The following is a 20,893-nucleotide window of genomic DNA, read 5'->3' as shown; positions in this document are numbered from 1 at the left end:
TGTCGTCTTTGTCGTGTGGTTAAGATTTGCTTTGGACGCGTTTCAGGACCTTGATTCCCAATGGGGGCAAGGTAAAGGCCAGCGAATAGTCCCTATTGTGAGACCGGATGGCTTCTGCTTTAGGTCGCTGAGTGCTCACAACGCCGCTGCCTCCAAATTTTGGATCGTCAGAATTGAATATCTCTCTATAAGCGCCTGCTTGCGGCAGACCTACGCGGTAGTTCTCACGTACTACCGGTGTCATATTGCAGATAATTACTAGATCGTCCTTAGGGCCGTTTCCTTTTCTAATAAAGGCTAGCACCGAGTTTGTGTTGTCCGTATAGTCAATCCATTCGTAGCCTTCTGCATTGAACTGCTTTTCATGTAAAGCCTTTTCTTTTCTGTAGAGTCCATTCAGGGCTGCTACATATTGCTGCATATTCTTGTGGTCATCGTACTCAGTCAAATGCCAGTCTAGGCTCTTGCTGTAATCCCATTCGCCCCATTGTCCGAATTCTCCTCCCATAAAGAGTAGCTTGGTTCCTGGGTGGGTAAACATACATCCGTAGAGTAACCTCAAATTGGCGAAACGCTGCCAAGTATCACCCGGCATGCGATCTAGAATAGATTTCTTACCGTAGACCACCTCGTCATGGCTCAGCGGCAGCATAAAATTCTCTGTAAAGGCGTAGGTAAGACTAAAAGTAATGTCGTTCTGGTGATGTTGTCGGTAGATAGGCTCCTTCTTAAAATATTCCAAGGTGTCGTGCATCCAACCCATCATCCATTTCATTCCAAAGCCTAATCCGCCTAAAAAAGTAGGTTTAGAGACCATGGGAAATGAGGTAGATTCCTCGGCTATTGTCTGTACGCCAGGGAACTCGCCATATACAGCTTCATTGAGCTCTTTAAAAAAGGAGATCGCGTCTAAGTTCTCGCGGCCACCGAATTGATTCGGTTCCCACTCCCCATCTTCTCTGGAATAATCCAGATACAACATAGAAGCTACCGCATCTACACGCAGGCCGTCTGCATGGTATTGATCTAACCAGAAGAGGGCATTACTGATCAAAAAGGCGCGTACTTCGTTGCGTCCGTAGTTGAAGATCAAACTCTTCCAGTCTGGGTGATAGCCTTTTTTACGATCAGGATGTTCGTATACATGTGTTCCGTCAAAGAGTCCAAGACCGTGGGCATCTTCTGGGAAGTGCGAAGGCACCCAATCCAAGATCACACCAATTCCAGCTTGGTGCAGCGCATCGATCAAAAATTTAAGATCCTCTGGCTTCCCAAAACGAGAAGTAGGAGAGAAGTAGCCCGTAAGTTGGTAGCCCCAAGAAGGATCATAAGGGTATTCCATAATTGGCATGAACTCCACATGGGTGAACTGCATTTTCTTTACATAATCGACCAGTTCTGTAGCTAGTTCGATATAGGTCAATGGGCGGTCTTCTGCACCATTGCGCATCCAAGATCCTAAGTGTACCTCATAAACAGAGAACGGCTGGTCCAGCGCGTTGCGCTTAGGTCGTTCTTTAAGCCAGTTATTGTCTTTCCAAGTGTAAGGCGCATCCCAAACTATAGAAGCGGTCTTAGGCGGATGTTCTGTTCTAAAGGCAAAAGGATCTGCCTTTTCAGTCTTTATGTCGTTGTGATGGCTGTGGATCTTGTATTTGTATTTAGCGCCTTTTTGCACCCCGGGGATGAAGCCTTCCCAAATTCCAGAGGCATCCCAGCGTATGTTGAGCGGATGCTCTCCTTCTAGCCAATAATTGAAATCTCCTATTACAGAGACCGCCTTGGCAGCAGGAGCCCAAACGGCAAAATACACGCCTTGAACCCCGTCTACCTCCGTTAAATGCGCTCCAAACTTCTCGTAAAGTTTAAAGTGCTTTCCGGCCTTAAAGAGGTCAATGTCAAAATCGCTGAAAAAACTGTGTGCTATTACCTTAGACATGTGCTAATCTTAGTTTTCATTCATTATTGATGCGATCCCTTCTAGAGGAATCACCGCCCAGCGCGGACGCGCATTCATTTCGTAACCGAGTTCGTAAACCGCCTTTTCTAACATGGAGTATTTGAGCATGAAAACGCGTTCCTGTTCATACCCAATGTTAATGTTGGCATTGCGTACTACATCCGTATACGTGTTCAAAAAGACGCCGATCATGTAACGGTAAAGCAATTCTCCGGCCGCGAACAAATCTTTTTGCTCGTAAGGGAAATGTTCTCCTTCGTTAAAGATAGTAGCGTAAATGGCATAATGGAAAGAGCGGAACAAACCGGCCACATCCTTAAGCGGAGGTTGTTTTACCTTTCTGTCTCGGATGGTACTTTCTGGTTCTCCTTCGAAATCAAGGATATAAAAATCACCGTTCTGGACTAGGATTTGCCCCAAGTGATAATCTCCGTGGACACGTAAACGCTCTCCTTTGAGCTTGGTCCAGTTAAAGGTTAAAAAGCGTTTTCTTATCTCGTTCTTTTGTTCCAAGAAGTCCTTTGCCAGATCCAAGGCCAAGCCATCTAACTTATGTAGGTTATTCTCTAGTGTATTCAGTCGGTTTTGGAACTGATACAGCAAACGATTCTTTAACCAAACCTCATAATCGCCATTAAAGCGTTCCGGAGCAAAGGCCGTTTCCTCGAACTCAGATCCCAGTGCTATATGCATTTCTGCTGTACGCTTAGCCAACTGTTGCAATTCCAAGAACAAGCTGAGTCCAGCCCAGTCGATGATCTGTGGCGGTACGTCGGCTATGGTCAATCGGGCAAACAACTCGGTGCGCGGCAGCTGATTTATCTTTATGTTTTTATGTTCCAGATTCTCAAAGACACCTTTGAGTTTACCCAGCATATATTCCCAAGCGTCGCCTTGGTTGGGCACCAAGCCTTGCATCAGCGCAATGGTAATGATCAGGTTGTCTGAGTCAATGATGTTGATACTTCCCTGGTAACTTGGAGTATTCTTAAACCCTTTTTTGTCAGACAAGAAGCGAGACATCTCATAGTCCGGATTCTTGTTGGCATAGATCCTGCGGAAGAATTTGATCACCAAGCGTTCGTTGATGATTATAGAAGTGTTGGATTGCTCCATTCCCATAAAACGAGAAGACTCGTACTGGGTCTCTACAAAAGATTCCCCACGATGGTATTTTACGCGTGCTTCCGATCCTTTCTGGGCGTGTAAAATCCTTTCGAAGACCAATTTTCTAAAGGCTTCTAGGTTTACAGCGTCTATAAGAAAGCCTTCTTGTCCTTGAATGCTCAAGTTCATGATCCGATCTTCTTTGGCGAAGTTCTCATCGGTCACAAAAGCGATCGGTAAAAAATAATGCTGGTAGAAAGCCTCTTCGAAATTAATCTCCAAGATCAGTCCGTAATAGACCTCTTCGTTTTGTTCAATACGGAAGTATTCCGTCAGGTCAATATACTTGAGTTTACTAGACTTGCCGCCATACCAACGCTGCTGAACAATGTAACGCTCCAATACTTCAGAGAGGAACATCTTTACAAAGCCTGGGTCGTCCATAAGGGCTTCCCAAGCAACATTGAAGTTGGTTGTGCTCTTTACAGTCGATTTAGCCTTGGCCATTACTTTTTGATTTTAAACAAATGAAAAGGTAGTGCAGGATGCAGCTCTACAAAATTCCAGCGTTTGTTCCAGATATAGCTGCTCTCTGTAATGAGGTCGTGTACGGTGATTGAATGCCCTTCTGCCACGCCCATTTCTTCTAATGGAAGTTCTATCCAACCGCTTTGTGGGTAATAAGGGTCTAGATTCACCACCATTAGGGTTTCATCGTGCCCTTTAGCATCACTCTTATAGAAGGCCAGGAGTTGCTCGTTCTCTACACTCAAGAATTTGATGTTGTTGGTTTGTTGTAGCGAGGCGTGTTGGTGTCTGATGTGATTGATCTTACTGATCAAGGTGGTCAGTTTGTTTTCTGCATCCCAATTCCAGTGGCGTAATTGATACTTTTCAGAATCCCAGTATTCTTCTTTCCCAGGGACCGCATCGCTCACCATAAATTCATAAACCGGTCCGTAAAGCCCGGTATTGGAGCTTAGGGTAGCGGCTAGGAAATAACGGCTCAAGTGTATGGCCTCGTTGCCACCTTGTAAGGCCCACGGGTTGATATCTGGAGTGTTAGGCCAGAAATTTGGTCTAAAGAAGTACTTCTGATCGGTCTTGGTCAACTCTTCCACATACTCGATAAGCTCTTGCTTGTTGTTACGCCAGGTAAAGTACGTATAGGATTGGCTAAAGCCTTGCTTGGCCAGTTGATGCATCACGGCTGGGCGTGTAAATGCTTCGGATAGGAACAATACATCTGGGTGCTTTTTCTTGACTTCTGCCATTAGCCATCCCCAGAAATAAAAAGGCTTGGTATGGGGATTATCCACTCTAAAGATGCGGATCCCGAATTCTTCTACCCAATACATGGCACAGTCGAGCATTTCTTGCCAAAGGTTCTTCCAATCCTTGCTTTCAAAATGGATAGGGAGTATGTCTTGATATTTCTTCGGGGGGTTCTCTGCGTATTGCACCGTGCCGTCCGGGCGCCATTTGAACCATTCTGGGTTGGATTTCACCCAAGGATGATCTGGAGCCGCCTGTAAGGCAAAATCCATGGCTATTTCTATGCCCAGTTCTTTGGCTTTATCCACCAGGGACTTAAAATCGGCTTCATTGCCCAAGTCTGGGTGTAAGCTTTTGTGTCCGCCTTCTTCAGCGCCAATACCCCAGGGAGATCCTACATCGCCGTCTTGAGCCTCGGTGCTGTTGTTCTTTCCTTTTCTGTTTACGCGTCCTATTGGGTGAACAGGAGGGAAGTACAAGACGTCAAAGCCCATTTTAGCTACGCGTGGCAAAAGGGCCTCACAGTCTTTAAAAGTTCCGTGTTGTCCTGCTACTTTAGAAGCAGATCTCGGGAAGAATTCATACCAGGTACTAAAGCGGGCTTTCTCCCGGTCTGCATAGGCCTCTAGAGAGGCAGACTCATTTACCAAACTCTTGAGTGGATATTTAAAAAGCAGCTCGTGAAGCTTTTGAGAAACGGCCTCTTGAACTGCTTTTTCATATTGTCCAGCATCTTTGAAGGCTGTAATGAGTTCGTTTAAGTATTTCTTTTCGGAGACATTGGCTTGTTTGGCAACTTCTGCCAGATACTCTGCACCCTCTAACAATTCAGAGTTTACGTGCTGCTTATCATCGATCTTGCGCTCTATGCCGTGCTGCCAGTTTAAGGCGTGATCTACCCAAGCCTCAATTTTGTATTGATATGCTCTTTGCTTGTCTGTAACAAAACCAGCAGCCCACTGATCATTTCCGGTAGCCTGCATTCGGGTTTCACTCCATTTTTTTTCGGATTGATGCTTGTAGCGTAGCGAAGCGGCGATAACATCGTGCCCATCGCCAACTACGGTTGCAGTTACCGGAATGTACTCGCCAACGATGCTCTTTATAGCATGGGCTCCGCCTTCTAACTGCGGACGTACATTTTCAATAATTACGCGACTTTGATTCATTCGGACTAGTTTGCTGGTTTGGTTGGGGGTAAAGATAAACATTAGACACCTTAAATGGTACCCCTAAGGCGCTAATTACCAGTAAAAATTATCGAAAACGTTTGCGCGATCTAGCCTTTAATTGTGGCCTATTCTTCTATCTTTTCAAAGACTTCTGTCCGACCGAATAGTGAGATACCGATATATCCTCTGGCTTTAAGATCGCCGTCTGGTTCTAACCACATTTTACAGGAATAGATGTTTCCATTCTGCGGATCGTAGATCTGTCCGTCCACATATTTTCCGTCATCGTATGTAAAATTGGTCAAGAAAACTAGGCCCAGTAGGGATTGGTTGCGCTTTTTTGGATCTGGATTCAAGGTGTCTACTCCCGATCTTTCTGTCCAAACGGTCTTCCCGTAATATTTAGCTCCTTCTTTGTAGATCTCGATCTTAGCATTTTTAGTAGGGGTCCAATAACGTCCAAGTACGGCATCTGGACCTTTGCCAGAATTTTGAGCCGTTAAGACAAAATGGGTTAGTAAGAAAAGTACAGTGAATAATAGCGATCTTCTTTTCATCTCTTTTAGCATTACAATACCTTAAGTCGGGTCTGCTTGTCCAAAATTACTGCGAGTCCGTTAGTGATTTGAATTCTCGGGTCTCGATTGCAGTCACCTTATCATTGGTCACCACCGCACGTCTAAGCCAACGGCCTTGTTCATCGCGTTCTTTGACGCTATAGTTACTCGGAAAACGTTTCCCATCCGCAGCGATATAAACATAACCGGTTTCCTCGCCATTTTTGTCAAAGCTATATTCGTAATTCCATTGGACCACGGCGTTCGGCCCAGGTGCGCTTCCGTCGATTCTAAGACCTCCGCCGTTCTCGTATTTTGAGAAACCGCGATACATTTCAACACCAGTACTGGCATCGTGCGCTCTGTACCCGACACGACGCCCTTGGTCATCTAGGTCGTATTTGTAGGTCATTTTGAGTTCGCCATTTTCGTAATAGCGAGAACCTATTTTTTGCCCTTCTTCGTTAAGTAAAAACTGATCTTCCCAAGCTACCGTACCGTTTTGGTTAAAGAATTTATTGGCCAATTCCTGGCCTTTGGCATTGTATTCTACAGATTGCATAGCGCGCAAGGCATCGGCCACCATAATTCCTGCTGAATCTCGAACAGAAAACCCTCTAATTATCGCAACTTCTGCCACGATCGTGTCTGGATCTACTTTTGGCTTGTCCTGCTGAGGTTCCTGTTTACAGGCAGTTAACAGTAAAATGCTGATAGATAAGAATAGTACAGTTCTTAGGTTCATAGGGTTAATTTTAATTCGTCGTAATGGACTTTCTCGGTGATCTCTGGTATGTTTCCCTGATAATTCTTTCCGCGTAATTTAGCCACTGGATGTGCCGCTAAATCAGATCCTGTCCATGGCTGGATAAGTGCAGCCAAGGCTTCTTTTTGTTCTGGCTGATTAGCATCTGCATTTAACCACAGCTCTGCTTCGGCTTCATTTAAAAGCACAGGCATGCGAGCCTCTTTGGCCTTAGGATTGTTATGGATCTTGGCCATCATGCTATTTGCCTTTGTTGTTACCAGACTAAAGGTGGTCCAAACCTCTCCACTGTCGCGGTCTGTCCATTCGCTCCACAAGCCGGCTACACATAAAGGACTTTCGTCATTTTGATAGATATAAAAGGGATAGGTCTCGCCGTCTTGATGGTGATGTTCGTAAAAACCATCCAGATAGACCAAGCACCGTTTGCTTTTATAGGCATCTCTAAAGGAGGGTTTATCTGCCAAGGTTTCGCCACGGGCGTTTATGGTGGAGTTCCAGAGTTTGTTCTTTAGTTCAGAATCTTTAACCCAACGGGGGATAAGCCCCCAGTGGGCAATGATCGGTTTAAACGGTTCCGCAGCGGTATAAATAAGAAGTTTAGGATGTGCAAATCCGCTTTTATGATGTGCCGGTAGGTCGGTATATGGGGCTAGTTTCTGTTCTATCTCTAAAATAGCAGCAAGATCATTGTTGCGTTTGGCTCGCTTGAGCTGAGATTCCAGACTAGCTTTTATATCGTAACACATCAGAGACTAAAATCGTTGTTTCGCAAGGCTTGCACGGCCCGTTGATTGAGTTGAAAGTCCAACGAATTTACAAAAGATTTTACGCTCTGATCCTTAAAATATGTTCTAATACTATCGTTAAAGTGCACCAAGGCTTTATAATAATCGAGCAATCCGGATTTGGCTGCATCAAAACCAATTTCAGTGCACCATTGTAGGTAGTCCGTATTGTCTTCAACATCCTCTAATACCTCCAAACAGCAAGCGATATGTAAAAGCGTATTGTTTATCTCCAGGTCGCCATACTCGTCGTGATAGTGTAATTCGATCGGCTTCGATCTGAAGCTAAAACAGATCACAAGATGATCCGGTAGAAGGTTGGAGGGTAACCCTTTTGATTTGATTTTAAGTTGATGTGCTTGGGTAAACTTCTTAAGGGCTATTAATTCCGGATAGTTTGGATACTCCGATGCGTTCATAGTTAACTGAACTTGATAAAATCTACCTCTATACTGTAAATGCCCGCCCGTTTTTCGTCCGAGATTATACCTAAACGAATGATTTTTTGTAAAACCTTTTGATCTATAGAGTTGCCAGTTTCTTTGCCAACGCGATACTCCTTAAAGGCATTTAGATCTAGATTGATGGTCTTCCACTGACCCTCGGTATTAGGAAGTTTGGACTTGTAGTTTGGTCGATACCACAGCCTGCTGTTGTTTAGGCTGAGTGCAAAGTCCATACCACTAGACCGATACTTTATAATAACAGTGCTGAATTTTGAGAGGTCCATAGCCTCAAACGGCCCTCTAGCCGAGGCAAAACCACCATTGTTCTCTAAAGAGACCTGTCCTTCAAAAACAAAACTGCTGGGCGTATAATTCAATTTACCACTAGAAACTCCACCCATAACATTATCATTAAGAGCGAACCATTCCTGATTGTTCCCAGTTGTTCCAAAATCCAATAATAAGGGTTGTGTTGCCCACATAGTAATTACCGCTATAAGCACCGATGCTTTTGTAATCATTTTTACTCAAATTTACGGCTTTATTTGGCAAGTCCAGCGCCTTGATAAAAAGATAATGTTCTTAACGTACTAAAGAAAAGAATCCTCTAAAAACTTGATTGTCAAAAGTTTCTGCACGATACCAGTAGCCAGCTGCAGGGAGGGGGTTCCCTTTGTATTGGCCGTCCCAACCAGTACCGTTTGGATTTATTCGAGCCAGGAGTTTCCCGTATCGGTCATAAATATAAATGTCCTTTAAAGGCAATGGGTCTAGTCGCGGTGGTACATAGTTCCAAAGATCATTTACCCCATCTCCATTGGGTGAGAAATAAGGAGGAAAACCAGTAGGAGGAAACAACAGTCTAAATGGGCGCTGTACTATGCCACAGCCGTTTCGATCTCTAATATAGAGCACATAATTACCCTCTGCGAGTCCATTGAACTCTGGACTGTCTTGATATGGGCCGTTTATTGCTAAGGCGTACTCGTATTCTCCTATGCCTGAAACCACAACCTCTACATTGAACACCTCCCCGAACTGACGGATAAAAAAATCATCGATCTGCGCTTCTTGAGAGGCCACTACCGTGAATTCTGAGGAGCTGGAACACTCTAAAACGGAACCTTGACCATCGTCGGTAAGTACATAGGCTTCATAAACATAAGTCCCCGTCTCTTCTAGTGCTACGGTAGCTTCTTCGGAGATAACCAAAAGGTCTCCAGAATCTGTAACGCGATACCAGCGGTAGCCATCTGCGGGGTCTGTGGCCGTGATGACTCTTGGGGTTTGTCCAAGACAAATCCCAACGATATCAGGAAAACTTATCTCTGGATTTAAAACAACCAGTTCGCCGGTGTCTTCGTCAAAGAAAGGACCGCATCCAAGAATAGTAGAAAAAGACTCTTGGGGGCAGTCTACAGCTTGACCAGCCTCGTTAAAAGGAATTATTCTGACAAAGTAGGTGTTATTGGGTTCAAAATTAAATACAAAGGTGGAAGTGTCTGTAAATATGGCGCCATCTACCACATCGTTTTCAAAAGGTGATCGCCCTATGTAAAGCAAATAACCAGTGGCACCAGGTACAGGTTCCCATTCCAATAAAGGTGAAAGGGCTACATTGAACTGCCCATCAACCGGATTGATAAGCATGGTACAGCCGGGAGGATCTCCTAAATCTCCAGTAATAAAAGATTCTTCAATACAAGAACTCGCAATGCCATTTTCATTATAAGGTACTATTTGTACAAAGATCTCTGTCGCTGCAGGAAAGTCCGCAGGAGGGTTGTAAGTCAGTACATTCCCTACATCTAAATTAAGCGCAATATCGCCCAAGCCAGGGGCAGTTCCTATAGTTAAGCGATAACCTGTGGCTCTTGGGGCGTAATTCCAACTCAGGTTCGCGCCCACATTTACGCCAGTACTGCCATTGACAGGTGCGTTGAGTTGGGTACAGGTTGGAGGATTGACTTCGTTTCTAGTGGTAAATGATATGGGCTCACATATAATATCTGGCTGATCAAAAAAGAATAGCGTAATGGTCACATATATGGTTGTGGATTCCGGTAAGCCCAAAGGCGGATTGTAAGTAGTAACCGAACCTACAGGTTGGTTCGCAACAATTTCAATGCCTCCAGGTGTTGTGCCTAGAGAAATAATGTAACCGGTAACTCCGACAACTTCTTCCCAAGTGATTGGGCTGTCTACAGGAACATTTGTTGCTCCTGCGGCTGGCGCTATTAGGTTAGGACAATCTTGCGTAAAGCCTGGCAGGCTTGTCAGTAAAAATCCTATGACCAATAATAAACGCATTCAGAATAGGAAAAAGCTCTTAGTCTTTACATTGTTGCCCTAAAAAGGTAACGATCTCATCGGGTTTCTCTAGGGTCCCTCTATAGTTCACACAGTTGCCATCCATACTCAGGAATTCTATAAGAACGCCGTTGTTGCGATTGATCATTTGCTGTACTTCATCTAACGGCCCTTTAGAATCGTCGAACCAAATTCTGTAAGAGCATTCGTCGATCCATTTGATCACACCGTATTTAGGTTTTACAGCTTCTTCAGAGAGCAATCCTTTCGGAGCACTGGCAACAGTCTCCACCAAGGATTCCCCTTGTCGTGTGATCTTATAGGAAACAGGCAGCTCATCTGTAGGTGGAATGTAAAAACTTCCTTCTTTAAAATCGGCACAAAAGGCATCTTGAGCTTGCATAGATCCGAAGATCAAAAACATCAAACCCAATAATACACAGGTATACTTTCCCGTGACTCCTCCAAGGCTGCTTTTAACAATCAATTGTAGTGTCGCAATTTTTGACTAAGATAGACAAAAAAGCCACAATCCTCTAGTAGTAAAACTATCGGCTTTGATCTAAAAAGGCTTGTAATTTTTCTAAAAATTGCCCTACGTGATATCCATCTATAAGACCGTGGTGCACGTGCACTGCGCAAGGCATTCTCATTTGGTCTGCTTCGGTGACCAATTTGCCAAAACTCACTTTAGGACAACTGTCTGGAAAACTGAATGATCTGGCGTGAGAAAGACTGCTAAAATCAATCCAAGGTAAAACGGAATAGTGGACAGAATCCAAACGCTTAGTGTCTTCGGTAATTCCCAAACCGGCTCTATTAAGCGCTGCTTTACGTTCGGGTTCGGCAAGCTTAAGAAAGCTTTCAAAATCTTTGGCGAAAGGCATATAAGTGAACACAAAGCTCTTGTCTGGTCTTAATTGAACCGCATTCAAGTGAATAGTTTCGAAAACTACCGGTTTGCTATCCACTATTCTGTAGCGAAAGGATTCTACCTCATTACTGGCCCAAGCCGCAGCGTAGAGATAATACATAGAAAGGGAATAACCTTTGGCCTTACAATAATGATATGCTTTTCGCATATCCAGTTGTACCGTGAGCCCAAAGAATGGCTCTTCCATGGCACTGAAGAACTCGAAATGTTCTTTACGCGACCAATTTTCTAGATCGAGTGCAGTGTATTTTGCCGATTCGCTCATAAGAACAAAAGTCGACATTTCAGGCCACTAAGACAAGTCTATTCCAGGACCTTTTGAATCTCGTTTCGGTACTGAGACGGGCTTTTTCCGCTGAACTTCTTAAACAGTTTATTAAAGTGGGAGAAGTTGTTAAAACCGCTATCGTAGCAGATATCTGTGATACCCATAGGTTCTTCTGCCAAGAGTCTAGAGGCGTGAACCAAACGGTGCTCGTTAACAAACTGCGTAAAGGTCTTGCCGGTCTTCTTTTTAAAGAAACGACTAAAGGCCTGCTCTGTCATACTTACCATATTGGCTGCTTCTGCCAGAGGGATATGACGGGTGTATTCTCGGTTCACAAAGTCGTGTAAGAGCTCTAAACGATTATTGTCTTGAGGTTTTGCCTCTATAATTACAGAATCGATGTTTAGTAACTTGTACTCATCGCTTAAAGAGAGTTGCTCCAAAATATTCAACAAGCCAGTAAGGCGGTTTAGCGGAGTCATTTGCGTTAGGGCAGACATCTGTTTCCCAATAACCTCTTTGGTCTGGCCGTAGAACACTATCCCTTGTTTTCCCCGTTTGAAAAGTTTTTTGATCTGATTCATTTCTGGCTTTTCAAAGAATTCTGGCCCTAAAAAGTCTTCTTTGAATTGAATCACCACTTCTTCGCTGTTCCCTGTCAAACGGTCAGTAAAACCAAAATGGGGAACATTACTACCTATTAAAATAAGATCGCCCTCATTATAATAGGACAAGTGATTCCCAATATGGCGTTTCCCAGAACCTTGGTCTACATAGACCAATTCTATCTCCGGATGGAAATGCCAAGCCGCGCGGTCCTGTTTGCGCTGATCGGCAAAATTGGTCACGCTAAAAGAACTGCCCAGGGCGGGGGCAATGGCTTCAAGTAGGGGTTGTTTGCTCACTTTCATGGTCGTGTCTTTATTCACATTAATAAGTTGGCATAAATCGTACCAAACCAACTATGCAAATTTAGCTAAAACATATACTATTTTAACCCAATATTGTCACTTTGCCACACACAAGGTTAAAAATACACAGATAATGGGTATTTCCGTGGTAGTACAGCTGCTCATTATGTGAGACATTTGTAATGTTCAATTCTTAAAACTACTTAGTTATGCAATTCAAGAATGTAATCGCCGCAGTAGCATTGACAGTTTCAATGGCTGCAACAGCAAACAACGGAAACCCTACAACGAATCCTGTTTCTATTCAAGAGAATGCCAATGTGGTACGCGTTTCTGTGCTCAACACGACTCTAGACACCTTTAAGGTTTATGTATACAATAACAACGGAGAGCTTATTCATAAATCCTTTTTGGGTGATGCCGCTTCTATCGGACAACAATTTGACTTTAGTGACGCGCCAGCAGGCGAGTACACTTTCAAGCTAGTTGCCAATAGCGGAAAGACCTACAGTTATTCGGTTAATACCGGAGCCTAGTTAGTTTACCTGCACTTAGGTACTGTTTATTTGGTTGTAAAAAGGGTAGCGAAAGCTGCCCTTTTTTAGTTTATTACCTATAGAAATTGGCAGATGCAGCCTTAAGGGTTGTAAGTTCTACAGTATGTCCGTCAGGGTCTTCGGTATAGATAGATAAGAAGTGGTGGTGATCCTTCAGCGTATAAGACATACCTAAATTCTCATAATGAGCACGGGCAACATCAAAAGCAGTGTTACTCACGCGAAACGCAAAGTGCTCTATCTTAATATGTTGTGATTCTTGTGGGCAAGGAGCGTCGCTGAGATCCGCAGGAAAAATCGCCACCCCAGTCTCCCCAGCCAACATAAAGACAGGAATTGCACCCCATTCTGGAACCTGGACACGTTTAAGTCCCAATACCTGGACATACCAAGCAATGGATACTTCCATATCCCTTACATTAATGGCTACATGATCTAAATGCGCTATTTTGAACGGATGCGCCATTATTTTTCGAAAGGAGTTTCCAGTATGCTTAATATGACTTTGATCCCGTCGCGAATATTCCCGATTCGTATGTTCTCATTCGGATTGTGCTGATTGTTGTCCATATTTACTAAGGGCACAATGATAGCTGGTATTTTTAAGGCATTAACCGCGGGAATAATAGGCACAGTTCCACCCATAGTTCGCAAGCGCACTGGAGGCTTGCCAAAACTAGCTGTAATTGCTTCAGAGAGTTGTATCCCAAAAGGACTTTCCATATCGGTTCTAAAGGCATTTACACCAGCATTTCCTTCAAAGCTGACTATTTTGGTATAGGTTAAACGCTCTTCTCTAGTGGGCGCTCGTTCGATTAGATAATACCCTTGGGCTCTAATATGCGCCTTTATCTTTTCTAGCGTGGCAGCTCCATCCGTTTCGGCCACCAAACGCACATCAAAGTGGGCTTTAGCCCATTCAGGTATAATGGTCTTTAAACCGGGACCTTTCCAAGAGGTTTCAATATGCCTGATGTTCAAGCTTGGGTATTGCATGGCGAGTTGATAAGTGGTCGCAACCTTTTCTGCCTCACTCAAACCTAGTTTCTGAACAATCTCATTTTGATCGTCCGGTACGGCATTTAGTATGGCTTCTTCGGATGCGCTTAGGGCAATGTCGTCATAATAGCCCGCAATTAGAACACGTCCGTCTGGAGCTTTCATACTGGAGAGCAAATGACTCAAGGTAAATATAGGGTTGGGAGCTACATTGCCGTAATGTCCGCTGTGCTGTGGCAATTCCGAACCATAAGTGGTTAAACTAAACCTGGCAATACCTCGGCAGCCAAAGGTCAAGGTCGGTTGATTACTGTTGTGGGCCGGGCCGTCAAGAATCAGCATATAATCTGCGGCGTAGCGATCACTGTATTGCCCTAGGGTAGACAAAAAGGCCTCAGAGCCAGCTTCTTCTTGCAGGTCTAAGATCACTTTTAAATTGTGTTTGGGTTTCTGGCCAGAAGCTTTTAAAATATCCATGGCCGTGAGCAGCATACTTATGGGAGCTTTATCGTCTGCGGCAGCGCGACCAAAGATCCGCCAATCCATATCAATGGAGCCTTCAAGTTTTTCCCAAGGTAGTATGCTCCAATTACCGTCTGGAGTTTGTTCTTTAAGTACTGGAGTGAACGGGTCTGGTTGATCCCAATTCGCAGGATTAACCGCTTGTCCATCTAAATGTAAATAGTAGAGTAGGGTGGTCGCATTAGGGTCAACCTCATATTCTGCAAAAAATACCGGTAACCCATCCGATTCCAGCAGTGACACCTTAAAACCACGGGCTTTAAAATACTCCGTGGCTATACCTACGTTGACCATCATATCTTTGGTATTGGCAGCGATATTCGGATATCCTACAAAATCTTTATGGGTAAGCAGGGTTTGTTTTAAGCTTTTATCTATGGCCTCGTCCCAATTGGATTGAGCATGACCATTAAAGCTGAACAAAGCGAGTATCCCAATCGCAAATATCTTAAAGTTGCTGTGGTTCATGCTATTTTTGGTTTAGTTTGAGTTCTAGAACCTTGCCTCTGGTGCTAAAGCGGTCTGTATCACCTTCGGTCTCATTGGCTACTCCCTCGTTAAAGCTATAAATGATGGAATTGTCTAATGGCAGTTCTAAGCGAAGCTCCCACTGGTCTGCTGTTTGGGTTACTCGAATTTGTTTTTCTCCGGATTCAGACTCCTCGAAATAAACCGAAATAGTATTGTCTGCCACTTTCACATTTTCCAAGCTGGCGTTGTTCCAACTAGAAGGCATTTGCGGCCTGATGTAAACAATCTTGTTATGGGCCATGGGTTGAATACCAAAGAACTGCTGTACAATAGGCACGCCATAGCCGTAAATGTTCCAAGCTTGCACGATCATCCCGTAATCTGGAGACACCTCGTACATAGAACCTGGTAAGGCATAACTGAAACTCCGGGTCATCTTCTGCAAATAATTCAAAGCCTTATCTGGGCGGCCATAGTTGTTTTCTCCTACTATCTGAACAGCGGTAGGAAGAGTCATCACGGCTCCCGTATAGGAAAAGATCTCTGGCCCTTTAAAAGAACCGTCATCGCTACCTGCAGATTCGTCTCGGTCTATACCGGTTACGAACATACCGAAAGGATTTGCATAGTTAGCGCCCGTGTCTAAAGCTTTCAAGGCCTTATCAGGATCGGCGATCTTCATTTCCATAGGCGTATTCACTACCCAATTGTGATGCAAAACAAAAGGTCTGGGCGTGGCAGAAGGATTGGCTTTGATCTTTGCCCTTGTTGCTTTAAGCTCTTCTACAGCCCAGGGTTTATCTAGTGTATCGGCCCTAATAATAGCGTCTTCTATTAAGTGCAAGGCTTGCTGGTCTGTACCGATAAAGTCCGCAAAAGAATTGAATTCTTCGGGCCAAAACTCCGCATTGATCTTGGCAGCCATTTTAGCTGCAGTTTCTCGGTATTGCTGCTCTAGTTCGGGTTTCCCTAAAACTCCTGCCATAGCCGCAGCATCTGCAAAGGCGCGTTGGGTATAGGCGGCAACATCTATCATTTCGCTATCTAGCCCGTGGATCTCCATCATCCCAAAACCGTCCGGAAATAAATTCCCGTCCTTATCTTGAGATTCCATAAGCCAAGACAAACCTTTCTCTACAGTTGGGAAGTAGCGCTCTAAAAAGGCTTTATCGCCGTTCCATTTAAACACTTCCCAGATTAGCGAGGCAAATTGCGGGGTCTCATTGATGTTTCCAGGATTGAACACCGCGCCATTGGTAGACATTTCGTGTATGATCTTGCCATTACCGTTCACGGCCTCAGAAACAGAATCTAGCAAGGCTATGGTAGACTCCACAATATCGGTCTGCCCAATGGTCATATAGCCTTTAAGGGCGTATTCACTGTCTACGCCAAACCACCAAGGGTAGTCGGGTATCCCGGCGGTGATCCCCCGACCAATATGAGGAACATCGCGGATCACCCAGTCCGAGTTGTATTTGAGCCATTCAAAGGCTTCTTCTATCTTCTTGTCAGGAATGCTTAGTTTACTATGCTGTGCTAGGCTGGCTAAACGCGCTTTTTTAGCCTCGAGCATCTCTGGCCAATTTTCGCGTATGTCTTTATTTTCTGAATAGCTAATTGCTCGAGACTCATAACTCCCGCTAATGACTACTTGAAATTTTTTGGACTCGCCTGCGGGAATCATCATGTTAAAGCTTTGCAAGGCAGTAATGCCGTTTCCTTTGTAGGGAGATTCAATGGTAGAGAAGTTGTTGGCATTTTCTGAATCGCGCATTGTTGCAGCCAAATTGGTACTCACTATACAGTGGTATTCCATCTCACTGTCATGAAAATAAAGATGCCCGTCTTTATTCATATTTACGAGGTCCTTGCCGTCTTTCATGTCTGTGCGTTCGCCTAGCCAAGTTGGCATCAGGTCCGAGTAAACGTGCAAATTCAAACCAAAGGATTTGTCTTCTGCACTCTTGTTTTCCAAGGTATACCAAACCACTATGCCTTGCTTTCCGTCTGGAGCGAACTGAGTTCGAGTGATGTGCAGATCGGTATTGGCTACATTGCCATAATCATGGGAGTTTCCCCAAGGATAATTCGTAAACTTATCGGCTTTGTCGAGTATAATAAGATCCCGCTCGGTTTTAAGGCTAAGTCCAAATCCATCGAGCAGTTTTATGGGATGATTCCATACTCCGCCCATCTCTCCGGTGATGTGCCAGCCCAGTTCAGGAAAACTTCCGTTTTGGTGTCCGACCATATAGACACGGTCTCCGGCAGTTACAAAGGGAGAGTCCAGATATTCGGCTTTGCCAACTAGCGCAACTTCTTGGTATGTTTTGACTTCTTCTATTTGACCCTCTGATGCCTCTTTACAAGCATTTAGTGTGAGTAGACTCCATCCGCAGAGTGTGAGCAGCAAGTTGGATTTATTCATGGAACTGAAAATGTGTTAACCTCCAAAAGGTCTGGTTTTTGAATCGAAACCCTAAGATAATTGGAAATGACCGATCCGCAAAATAGAGTAGCCCTTACTTGATCTGCCAATGGACATGATCGTCATGCCTTACGGCGTGACACCCTTGAAATCGAACCTTAGTTGCCCCATTGGTCAAGCGGTGTTTTAAATGCGGTTCTAGGAAGATCTTATCGGTCTTTGGGTTGCTGCTGAGCAGTTCCAACAAGCGCTTATTTAGCTTGGTATCGAATGTAAGTTGTTTGTTGGGCTTACCCAAAGTTAGCCAAGCGGTCTTGTCGTAGAAACGGTGACCGCCATTGAGACAAACTTCGGTTTGATTGAATTCTCCCAATTCTGGGGATTCGAAAACGCCGTAGCCACTTCGTGACGGCTTTTTGGCACTGATCCTTCCGAATTCATCCTTGTAAAAGAAACTCAGATCTAACTTCTTGCCATCGGAATGGCTTAAGTGGGGCAGTAAGGGAAACTTATCTATAAAAGGAAAGTTGGCGTCCAAATACACCACAACAAGCCCAGGATCTGTATTTTGTAATTGTGCAGCGAGTTGCTCGAGCTCTTGCTTTAATTCCGGTGTTGCGTAATGCCTGTTGCATAAGCGATACATATAGCTTTGGGCGCGGATGTGATCGGTCTGCGGCAATTCGACTCGTCCAAAATAAGCAGCCAAATAAGGAACTCCCCAGAGGTTTAAGACCAGATAAGCTCCGGAGAAAACAACAGATCTTTTGAGAATACGTCTTTCTCTTGGCCGATAGAATAGCAACACAAGACCGTAGAGCAGACCTCCGATCTGTGTTAAGACGGTTAATAAGGCAATAATGGTTAGATGCGTTAGGAGTTTAATCGCAGTTTTCATAGCCCTTTTAAAACGCTAAAAGGCTACTAAAAAGTATGGATGTAAATGAAGTCTTACTAGTTACAGTTCGTGCTGTAACTGTCTTCCGGATCAATTTCCCAATCCGCAGGAATATTGCTTTGCTGACTACTACTCACCTGCACACAGGTCAAGGGGTTGTTCACCGCGTTCAAAATAGTGAGTGCAGCATTGGAAGAAACGTCTAAGGCAGTTAGCTGATTACCAGGCACTACCAATTGCTGAAGTGCAAAATTGTTACTCACGTTAATGCTTTCTAACGCATTGTCTATTAAACTGACCTTTTCCAGATCCGGTAGGGAAGTGACATTGATGCTACTGATCTGATTGAAATCGGCAAAAATGAATTTTAGTTTGCTGTTGGTGGCAATAGGCAAACTCTCCAATAAATTATCATTGATCCAAAGATTCTCTAGGTTGACAAAATCTTCGATTCCACTGATATCACTAATTCCCTGCTCATTGAGTACCAAGCTGGTTACATTCTCTATATTGGCTGTAAGCACAGAGCCATCTACCTCATTGTCGAAATTCAAAGCTACCAAGGCAGCCTCAAAGGCTGGGTCAACAATAGCAGTTCTTGCAGGTTCTTCTTGTTGGCCGCCACCGGAATTGTCATTATTCATCGGCATATCGTCATTACTGTCTGACGAGCAGGAGGCTAGCACTAAACAAGTCAATAGAAGGGATAAGTACTTTAAGCTGCGCATGGTCTGTTTTAGTAATAAAACAACACAGCATGCTAAATTCCTACTCGTTAAGGGTGATTTCGTAATAATCCAACCAAGACATATCCCCCGGCAATTGGACTTGTTTAACGAATTCTAAGCCCAATTTCTCAATAAGTCTAACAGATGCTTTATTCTCGGGTAATACAATGGCACTTACCTTATGAAGCTTTAAAGTGTTTCTGGCATGGTCCATTAAAGCCAGAGCCGCTTCGCTGCCAAATCCTTTTCCTTCGTATTTCGGCAAAAAAGCAAACCCGATATCTACTACTGCTAAGCCTGGTCGGTTGAACAAGCCACAAGTACCCATGGCCGCACCAGTCTCTTTATTGTATACAACACAATTTCCATAGGAGTGCTCTTTGTAGTGGGAGAGCATTTTATCTGCTATATATTTTTCTGCTACGGCTACACTGCTAATGTTTCTATCACCAATGTACCTAAGCCATTTAGGGCTGTTCTGTAATTCGTAAATAAAAGCCGCATCGCTTAATTTGACAGGTTCGAGTTGGAGTCGTTCTGTTTCAATAACCGCCATAATTATTACTTAGTTTGGGCAAAAAGCCAGGGTAGTAATTCTGGGTTAGCGAAGGTAGGAGTCCAGCTGTCGTGATTAACCCCAGGATAAACGGTAAACTGCACATCGGCATTCAAACGTTTCAAGGCCTCCACCATTTGTTCTGAATATCGAATAGGAACCACTTGGTCTGCATCGCCATGAAAGATCCACCAAGGCAAACGATCTAGTTTCCCAGCTATGGCCGGATTGGCTCCACCGCAAATTGCAAAGGCAGCGGCGAATAATTTAGGGTTACGTCTAACCAATTCAAAAGTTCCCATAGCGCCCATAGATAAGCCGCCTATGTAGAGGCGGTCCGTATCTACAGTATAATTTTTTAATAGCTCTTTGATCATGCCCTCTAGCAGTGTTTGCTCTAAACTGTAAGTGTTTCTTCTGGGAAAGTCTATGGTTACACCCTCTGGGGTTTGGTTGTAATCTCTATTGACCCAATAACCCTGGGCCGAACACTGCGGAAAAACTACTATGGCCGGAAACTTTGTGCGAACACTGTCCGAAGCAAAAAAGGCACCTCCGTGCTTTAGTTGGGAAGTATTGTCATTGCCGCGCTCTCCAGAACCGTGTAAGAAAACCAACATAGGGTAAGTGATCTCAGGATTGTAGTGTTTGGGCAACATGATCCGATAGGGGAGCTCCCCGTTTCTAGAGATGTATGTCTCTTTTTCGTACAGGTCCAAGCCTTGAGCAAGACCTCCAAAGGAACTCAGCAGTAGTAGTACAATTAGGCTTTTGATTTTCATCGGTAGGCTTTTCTAATCTTCAACAAGATAAAAAGAATTACCACTGCAAAAAGATTAATGCCCACTTGTTTAGCTTGCCTTTTAGGGACTAGATCCCAAACAAAATCAGATACTCCTGTACTGAACTCTAAAGCTCCGGGTTCTAGTAAGTATGTCAGGCTAACGCCTATTCCTCCGGCGAAATAATAACTCCATCCCCAAGCGGTAAAAGTGAAAATCTGTAAAACTTGAATAAAGATCCCCAGTTCTGATGCCCTTTTGTTTTCCTTGTTCAAGAACAAATAACCCACATAAAAGAATAGACTAAATAAAATTGTTTGAACGCTTAAAGTAAACCAAAACCAATTGTCATCTCCAGGGTGTCGCAATCGCAGAAAACTAACCAGAAGGCCAATTAGACCACCGACCATAAAGAAATAGGTCATAAAGGCTACTCGTTTATCGCGTTGTTTCAT

The 20,893-nt window shown here is 44.1% G+C and carries 21 protein-coding genes; 1 reads left to right on the top strand and 20 read right to left on the bottom strand.

The annotated features are described in order from the left end of the window. Positions 1 to 19 precede the first annotated feature (19 nt). The 12 genes from glgB to AC0J2F_RS01650 form a co-directional block, all read right to left on the bottom strand. Positions 20 to 1,939, bottom strand: a complete 1,920-nt coding sequence (glgB, locus tag AC0J2F_RS01705) for a 1,4-alpha-glucan branching protein GlgB (protein ID WP_473008353.1) — start codon at positions 1,937 to 1,939, stop codon at positions 20 to 22. 9 nt (positions 1,940 to 1,948) lie between these two features. Then, positions 1,949 to 3,574 carry a trehalose synthase gene (locus AC0J2F_RS01700; protein ID WP_374958574.1) on the bottom strand — a complete coding sequence of 542 codons (1,626 nt, stop codon included), beginning with the start codon at positions 3,572 to 3,574 and terminating at the stop codon, positions 1,949 to 1,951. Further along, a complete protein-coding gene (locus tag AC0J2F_RS01695; protein WP_473008351.1) occupies positions 3,574 to 5,511 on the bottom strand; it encodes an alpha-1,4-glucan--maltose-1-phosphate maltosyltransferase in 1,938 nt (645 codons plus the stop codon). The genes AC0J2F_RS01700 and AC0J2F_RS01695 overlap by 1 nt, the downstream gene beginning before the upstream one ends. Positions 5,512 to 5,639: 128 nt before the next feature. Next, on the bottom strand, positions 5,640 to 6,071 hold the full coding sequence (locus tag AC0J2F_RS01690) for a DUF2147 domain-containing protein (RefSeq protein ID WP_473008350.1): 432 nt from the start codon (positions 6,069 to 6,071) through the stop codon (positions 5,640 to 5,642). A 46-nt stretch (positions 6,072 to 6,117) separates the two neighbouring features. Beyond that, a complete protein-coding gene (locus AC0J2F_RS01685; protein WP_420379553.1) occupies positions 6,118 to 6,816 on the bottom strand; it encodes a hypothetical protein in 699 nt (232 codons plus the stop codon). Further along, positions 6,813 to 7,586: an SOS response-associated peptidase gene (locus AC0J2F_RS01680; protein WP_473008349.1), complete on the bottom strand. Its 774-nt coding sequence runs from the start codon at positions 7,584 to 7,586 to the stop codon at positions 6,813 to 6,815. The genes AC0J2F_RS01685 and AC0J2F_RS01680 overlap by 4 nt, the downstream gene beginning before the upstream one ends. Beyond that, the gene (locus AC0J2F_RS01675; protein ID WP_473008347.1) at positions 7,586 to 8,044 is read right to left on the bottom strand and encodes a hypothetical protein; all 459 of its coding nucleotides are present in this window, start codon (positions 8,042 to 8,044) and stop codon (positions 7,586 to 7,588) included. The genes AC0J2F_RS01680 and AC0J2F_RS01675 overlap by 1 nt, the downstream gene beginning before the upstream one ends. A 2-nt stretch (positions 8,045 to 8,046) precedes the next feature. Then, on the bottom strand, positions 8,047 to 8,592 hold the full coding sequence (locus AC0J2F_RS01670; RefSeq protein ID WP_473008346.1) for a CIA30 family protein: 546 nt from the start codon (positions 8,590 to 8,592) through the stop codon (positions 8,047 to 8,049). A 61-nt stretch (positions 8,593 to 8,653) separates the two neighbouring features. Continuing rightward, on the bottom strand, positions 8,654 to 10,381 hold the full coding sequence (locus AC0J2F_RS01665) for a T9SS type B sorting domain-containing protein (protein ID WP_473008344.1): 1,728 nt from the start codon (positions 10,379 to 10,381) through the stop codon (positions 8,654 to 8,656). A gap of 19 nt (positions 10,382 to 10,400) precedes the next feature. Beyond that, a complete protein-coding gene (locus tag AC0J2F_RS01660; RefSeq protein WP_473008343.1) occupies positions 10,401 to 10,868 on the bottom strand; it encodes a hypothetical protein in 468 nt (155 codons plus the stop codon). Positions 10,869 to 10,929: 61 nt separating this feature from the next. After that, positions 10,930 to 11,580 (bottom strand): CatA-like O-acetyltransferase, encoded by a 651-nt coding sequence (locus AC0J2F_RS01655; RefSeq protein ID WP_473008342.1) that lies wholly within the window; start codon positions 11,578 to 11,580, stop codon positions 10,930 to 10,932. A 38-nt stretch (positions 11,581 to 11,618) separates the two neighbouring features. Further along, positions 11,619 to 12,512 carry an AraC family transcriptional regulator gene (locus AC0J2F_RS01650; protein WP_473008340.1) on the bottom strand — a complete coding sequence of 298 codons (894 nt, stop codon included), beginning with the start codon at positions 12,510 to 12,512 and terminating at the stop codon, positions 11,619 to 11,621. Positions 12,513 to 12,703: 191 nt separating this feature from the next. Here AC0J2F_RS01650 and AC0J2F_RS01645 point away from each other — a divergent pair, with 191 nt between their 5' ends. Then, on the top strand, positions 12,704 to 13,030 hold the full coding sequence (locus AC0J2F_RS01645; RefSeq protein ID WP_473008338.1) for a hypothetical protein: 327 nt from the start codon (positions 12,704 to 12,706) through the stop codon (positions 13,028 to 13,030). A gap of 73 nt (positions 13,031 to 13,103) precedes the next feature. On the opposite strand, the gene AC0J2F_RS01640 is transcribed toward AC0J2F_RS01645, so the two are convergent. From AC0J2F_RS01640 to AC0J2F_RS01605, 8 genes are all read right to left on the bottom strand, one after another. Then, the gene (locus AC0J2F_RS01640; protein WP_473008337.1) at positions 13,104 to 13,517 is read right to left on the bottom strand and encodes a VOC family protein; all 414 of its coding nucleotides are present in this window, start codon (positions 13,515 to 13,517) and stop codon (positions 13,104 to 13,106) included. Next, positions 13,517 to 15,040 carry a M20/M25/M40 family metallo-hydrolase gene (locus AC0J2F_RS01635; RefSeq protein ID WP_473008336.1) on the bottom strand — a complete coding sequence of 508 codons (1,524 nt, stop codon included), beginning with the start codon at positions 15,038 to 15,040 and terminating at the stop codon, positions 13,517 to 13,519. The genes AC0J2F_RS01640 and AC0J2F_RS01635 overlap by 1 nt, the downstream gene beginning before the upstream one ends. A gap of 1 nt (position 15,041) precedes the next feature. Next, positions 15,042 to 17,474, bottom strand: a complete 2,433-nt coding sequence (locus AC0J2F_RS01630) for an alpha-L-rhamnosidase-related protein (RefSeq protein WP_473008333.1) — start codon at positions 17,472 to 17,474, stop codon at positions 15,042 to 15,044. Between the two features lie 94 nt (positions 17,475 to 17,568). Next, positions 17,569 to 18,372, bottom strand: coding sequence for a hypothetical protein (locus tag AC0J2F_RS01625; protein ID WP_473008332.1), 804 nt, complete (start codon positions 18,370 to 18,372; stop codon positions 17,569 to 17,571). A 56-nt stretch (positions 18,373 to 18,428) separates the two neighbouring features. Further along, the gene (locus AC0J2F_RS01620) at positions 18,429 to 19,058 is read right to left on the bottom strand and encodes a hypothetical protein (protein WP_473008330.1); all 630 of its coding nucleotides are present in this window, start codon (positions 19,056 to 19,058) and stop codon (positions 18,429 to 18,431) included. Positions 19,059 to 19,140: 82 nt separating this feature from the next. Continuing rightward, a complete protein-coding gene (locus AC0J2F_RS01615) occupies positions 19,141 to 19,656 on the bottom strand; it encodes a GNAT family N-acetyltransferase (protein WP_473008329.1) in 516 nt (171 codons plus the stop codon). A gap of 5 nt (positions 19,657 to 19,661) precedes the next feature. Next, positions 19,662 to 20,438, bottom strand: coding sequence for a carboxylesterase family protein (locus tag AC0J2F_RS01610; protein WP_473008327.1), 777 nt, complete (start codon positions 20,436 to 20,438; stop codon positions 19,662 to 19,664). Next, entirely contained in the window at positions 20,435 to 20,893 is a 459-nt protein-coding gene (locus tag AC0J2F_RS01605) for a hypothetical protein (RefSeq protein ID WP_473008326.1), read from the bottom strand. Before AC0J2F_RS01605 ends, AC0J2F_RS01610 begins: the two co-directional genes overlap by 4 nt.

The sequence above is a fragment of the Gilvibacter sp. CC01 genome (assembly GCF_055755295.1).
Note: the sequence above shows the minus strand (reverse complement) of the source record. Positions and strands in the feature narration are given on the sequence as shown.